The organism is Cytobacillus sp., from assembly GCF_964223445.1.
Lineage (GTDB): Bacteria > Bacillota > Bacilli > Bacillales > Cytobacillaceae > Cytobacillus.
This window is the reverse complement of sequence record NZ_CAXQGS010000080.1, coordinates 1-5,181: the sequence shown is the minus strand read 5'-3', so window position 1 is coordinate 5,181 and position 5,181 is coordinate 1. Positions and strand designations below refer to the sequence as shown.

4 protein-coding genes and 1 pseudogene are annotated in these 5,181 nt (G+C 41.6%); 2 read left to right on the top strand and 3 right to left on the bottom strand.

Going from position 1 to position 5,181, the window contains the following annotated elements; translation table 11 throughout:
* Positions 1-441 precede the first annotated feature (441 nt).
* Positions 442-1,434 (top strand): M23 family metallopeptidase, encoded by a 993-nt coding sequence (locus tag ACEQ1T_RS15075; protein ID WP_370223569.1) that lies wholly within the window; start codon positions 442-444, stop codon positions 1,432-1,434.
* A gap of 44 nt (positions 1,435-1,478) precedes the next feature.
* Here ACEQ1T_RS15075 and ACEQ1T_RS15070 read toward each other — a convergent pair whose 3' ends face one another.
* Together ACEQ1T_RS15070 and ACEQ1T_RS15065 are read right to left on the bottom strand one after the other, a co-directional pair.
* Positions 1,479-1,586, bottom strand: a complete 108-nt coding sequence (locus ACEQ1T_RS15070) for a methionine/alanine import family NSS transporter small subunit (RefSeq protein ID WP_206840302.1) — start codon at positions 1,584-1,586, stop codon at positions 1,479-1,481.
* Entirely contained in the window at positions 1,586-3,103 is a 1,518-nt protein-coding gene (locus ACEQ1T_RS15065) for a sodium-dependent transporter (protein ID WP_206840301.1), read from the bottom strand. The genes ACEQ1T_RS15070 and ACEQ1T_RS15065 overlap by 1 nt, the downstream gene beginning before the upstream one ends.
* 464 nt (positions 3,104-3,567) lie before the next feature.
* Here ACEQ1T_RS15065 and ACEQ1T_RS15060 point away from each other — a divergent pair, with 464 nt between their 5' ends.
* Positions 3,568-4,449, top strand: coding sequence for a YsnF/AvaK domain-containing protein (locus tag ACEQ1T_RS15060; protein ID WP_370223567.1), 882 nt, complete (start codon positions 3,568-3,570; stop codon positions 4,447-4,449).
* A gap of 92 nt (positions 4,450-4,541) precedes the next feature.
* Here ACEQ1T_RS15060 and ACEQ1T_RS15055 read toward each other — a convergent pair.
* Positions 4,542-5,021, bottom strand: a pseudogene (locus ACEQ1T_RS15055) (Na+/H+ antiporter NhaC family protein); the annotation flags it as partial.
* Positions 5,022-5,181 lie beyond the last annotated feature (160 nt).

Sequence of the window (5,181 nt, the reverse complement as noted above, 5' to 3'; positions counted from 1 at the left end):
TCACCCCCGACAAGCACAAGACGAGCCTCACAGAAAGGCGTCCTTTGCCTTTTTGTGAGGATGCTCGAAATGTGGAGGCGACTGCCCAGGGACGACAGGCATAAGACGGTTCCTGTAAGAAGGCGTTTTTCCTTCTGAAAGGAAACGGCTTATGACCCCGAGTCCCTAGGAGCCGAAACAAGACAAGCTTGTGACCTCGAGGGGGTAGGCGCTGGAGCCAGACAGTAATCTAATTTCAGAATTTATACATTCTTGCCAATTAAAAAAGCCAGTCATAACCAAATTCCGACTAAGCTGATTAGGCTTCACCTGATGCCACTTTATCATAATGAATTGAAGAGGACAAGCCGAAGATTCTGGTATTACCATTAATTGATATTTATTAAATTATCTATTCCTCACAAACTAAATAAGCAGACCATAAAAGAAGGGAGGATTTCCGTGCGGATATTATTTACCGCAGCTGCGGCCTTATCGTTTTTTCTGATTTCCTTATGCACAGTGAACGCTCAAGAAAATCCAGCTGATGTATATAAACAAAGAATGACCTTATATAAAAAAGTTGAAGCTGTTACGAATATTCCCTGGTATTACCTTGCGGGGATTGATCAGTATGAACGGAATGTCAGGCAGTCCAGAAGGGATATTCCCAAAGCCGAAGGCATTACAGGCATCTATTTCAAACCTGAAGAATGGGCGGGGATTTTGAATCCAGATCCATCTGATGAAAATCCTACATCCATTCAATTTTTCAACGGAATAGGAATAGACGGGGACGGGGACGGAAAAGCCAGCTTGAAAAGTGATGAAGATGTTCTTCATTCCTTTGCCAATTTCCTTCTCTCCTATGGTACAGACCATGATAATTTAAAAATTGGATTGTGGAACTATTATAAGCGTGATAAAGCTGTCGGCATCATTATCGGCAAAGCCCAGATTTATAAGCAGTTCGGCCGCCTTGATCTTGATGATCACGCCTTCCCTGTCCCCCTGAGGAGCAATTACAGCTATAGAAATACCTGGGGTGACGCAAGAGGATGGGGCGGAAGACGGATTCACGAGGGAACCGATATTTTCGCTGATTACGGGGTGCCCGTCCGGGCTACATCCTATGGAATAGTGGAAATGAAAGGCTGGAACAAATATGGGGGATGGAGAATCGGAATCCGTGATATTAATAACAACTATCATTACTTTGCCCATTTAAGCGGATTTGCAAAAGACCTGAAAGTTGGGCAAATCGTTGAACCCGGGATGATGATAGGAGGGGTAGGAAGCTCTGGCTACGGGCCTCCGGGTACATCAGGCAAATTCCCTCCCCATCTCCATTATGGCATTTACAAAGACAATGGCTATACTGAGTGGTCCTATGATCCATATCCTCATTTAAGATTATGGGAAAGACAGGATCGGATAAAAGCCAGGAGAAAATAATGTAAAAAAGGACTGCCCTTTAAACGGACAGTCCTTAATTTCAATTATTTAGCTTGTTTTGCTTTAGATACGGCATTCATGATACTTGCTGCCAGACCGCCCCAGATAATGAGCATCCCAACCACCATCATTGTAATTGCGCCACCGGACATTATTGAGATACCTCCTTATCATTTGGGATCGTAAGTTTAGTCTGTGTTTCGTTCTTTTTAATTGCCATAAATACAAAGCCTAAGATAATGGCTCCAATTGCTACTCCCCATCCTGAATAGAGCAGGAAGCTTGTAGGATATCCTTCATAATTATCTTTAACATTGGTAATAATGTTTTGAATCATCATATAACCAAGAACGATTGGTGTAATTCCAATTAGACACACTTTCCACCATGCTCCAAGTTTAATATCGGAAACAGCATCTGCATGGTTTTGAAGATTTTTCAATTCTTTCAATACCCATCCAACAATTACAACCTGGACAAGTCCTGCCAGAGCAACGCCAAACTGGTTAATGAAGTAATCCGCTGCATCAAGGAAGTATAAACCGCCCTGTGTCGCAAAAAGGATGGAAATAACAGCAGACAAACCGCCGCCAACAAGAACAGCTTTATTACGTGACACATTAAACTTATCCTGTACTCCGGCAACAAATGTTTCAACAATTGATATTAGCGATGTCAAGCCCGCAAGTGTTAAACAGATAAAGAAGAAAGACCCGAATAGCCCATTAAAAGCAGGGAATTCGTTAATGATTTGCGGGAATACCACAAATGCTAATCCTACACCGGATGATACCACTTCATTAATACCTACACCCTGCTGTGCAGCCATGAATCCTAATGCGGCAAAAACCCCGATCCCTGCTAGAAGTTCAAATCCAGAGTTTGCAAAACCTGTAATGAAAGCACTATTTGTCAGATCCGTTTTCTTAGGAAGGTAGCTTGAATATGTTACCATGATGGCAAATCCAATTGATAAGCTAAAGAAGATCTGGCCATATGCTGCAACCCAAACTTTAGGTTCTGCAATCATCTCCCAGTTAGGCTTAAAGAATGCATCCAAGCCTGCGATTGCTCCATCAAGCGTCAATGCGCGAACAACAATAATTAAGAATAAAACTACAAGGACAGGAATAAAGATTTTGTTCGCGATTTCAATACCTTTTTTAATTCCCTTGAACAGGATGCCAAGTGTTACTACCCAAACAATTATTAACGGAATGAAAACTCCTGGTACAATCCCGCCTACATCTCCTGGCGTTTCAGAAAGCTTCAAATATTCTCCAAATAGGAATCCGTTTGGATCGTCACCCCATTTAAGATTAAACGAGAAGCCTGCGAAAGACATTGCCCATGCGATAATAACCGCATAATATGTTGAAATGACAAATGAGATGGCTACCTGCCACCAGCCTAACCATTCGTATTTTTTACTTAATCTAGCATAAGACAGTGGTGCTGAACCGCGATACTTATGGCCAATGGTAAATTCCATAATCAGAAGCGGTATACCTGCTGTCAGCAGAGCAAACAAGTATGGAAAAAAGAATGCTCCCCCTCCATTTTCATATGCAACTGCAGGGAAACGCCAGATGTTTCCTAGACCAATTGCAGAACCCACCGCTGCCATTATAAAGCCAGCTCTGGATCCCCACTGCGGACGATTATCCATAGTAATTACTACCCCCTGTAAATATTCCCAATTAAAAAGAACAATGGGAACTTTTTATATTTTCAGATAATTAAATCTAACTAAGCCTAGTATAGCTAGTTTTTGATAATCTGTCAAAACATTATTTTCCTAATAGTATTATTTTTCGAAATAATAAATTTTAGTACATTGCCAGAGTAAAGCACATAAGAAAATTAGTATACTCGTATTTTAATTATCATTAGAATTCAACTCGGCCAGGAGTTATTCCAGCAAAGCTGATCAAGTATTTCTTTGTCCTCACCCCCTTAGTAAAATTTATTCTTAAAAGTAAAAAACTTTCGTTATTTATTCAGATAATTCAAAATAATATTGTCGGTATGCCAATATTATCCTCGTTTGGTCTTCCAGGTCCCGGGAATATAACCAGTGTGCTTAACCAATTACCAAATATAGCATAAAGCACTATAAAGGAGGTTTTACAAATGGATGCCAATATTATTGGAGTTTATAATTCACAAAGGGAAGTAGTAAATGCCATTCAAGAACTGCAGAATGACGGATACCCTGTTCAGGATCTATCCATCATTGGGCAGACAGAACACCTGGATACGTCTCTTGAAGATAAAACCGGTGTTCAAACAGAAACCTTCGAAACTAAGGATCGAGAGAGCAGTGAGAGCGCAGGATTCTTAAATAGTCTCGCATCATGGTTTGATGATGATCGCATGAGCAGTGACTCTCCAGTTGAAAAATTCAAGGAACTGGGCTTGTCAGATGATGAAGCCCGCAAATATGAAACTTATGTGAACGAGGGAAAAATCATTTTGTACAGCGATAGAATTGATACTGCAACAGGTCTTACCAATGCAGGGACTTCTGAAGCCAATGTGGATAGCACCTACACTGGGGGTTATAGCCAGCAGAGAAATCCCGCGGAAGAAGATGAACAATCATTAAAACTTCGGGAAGAACAGCTGGATGTGTCAAAAGAACGTGTTCAAGCCGGAGAAGTTGAAATCCATAAAGACGTTGTGGAAGAACAAAAAGCAATTAATGTACCGGTAGAGCATGAAGAAGTATATGTAGAAAGAAGAAAAGTGGATGATCCAACTGGCGCAAGCACCTCACCAATATCAGATGAGGAGACAATCAGGATCCCAATTACAGAGGAGCGTGTGGAAGTCTCCAAAAAGCCTGTTGTCACCGAAGAGATTGTCGTAGGCAAACGGGAAGTTCAGGAAACGCAACAGGTTAAAGAAAACCTCAAGAAAGAAGAAGTGCATCTTGAGGGCGGCCGTGAATATGTTACTGACGATGAAGACTTAAATCGCTCTCTTAATAGAAGAAATAATGACAACCTATAATTAAAAGGGTCCCTTCCGGGGGACCTCTTTAATCATGATGGATGAACACCAAAAAAGGCCTTCTCAAAGAGAAAGCCTTTATCTATGGTTTTTTAACTAGCTCTATTTTCCTGCCAGGCTTCTTTTTTGCCACGGGCAAGGAAAGCAAATGCCGCTACAAGAACAGCCACTGTAAGTAATGCGATTGCAGTACTGCCAGTAAAACCGACAATTAAATAACCAACAGCAGCGATTCCCGCTGAAATCAATGCATATGGAAGCTGGGTCATCACATGGTCCATATGATTACATCCAGCCCCGGTTGATGAAAGAATCGTTGTATCGGAAATCGGTGAACAATGATCCCCGAACACTGCCCCGGCAAGAACTGCTGACATAGCCGGCAATAACAGAGAGATATCTGTTGCAGCAGCAATGTCTCCTGCAATTGGAAGCAGGATGCCGAAAGATCCCCATGAAGTTCCAGTACTGAATGCCATAATTCCAGCTATGACAAAAAGTAAAAGCGGAAGCCATGATGTGCTCATATTTGAACTTTCCACAAGACCGGCTAAATATTTTCCAGTTTCCATTGGGTATCGAACGCTAATTACGCACACAAACGCATCAAATCGGCTCAATGCGAGGTTTTAAAGTTAGTTTGATGCAGGTGGGGCTTGATGGGGTTTAAATCGAATAGAGAGGGTTTGAGATCGGAAGAGCACACGTCTGAACTCCAGTCACCTACCAGTA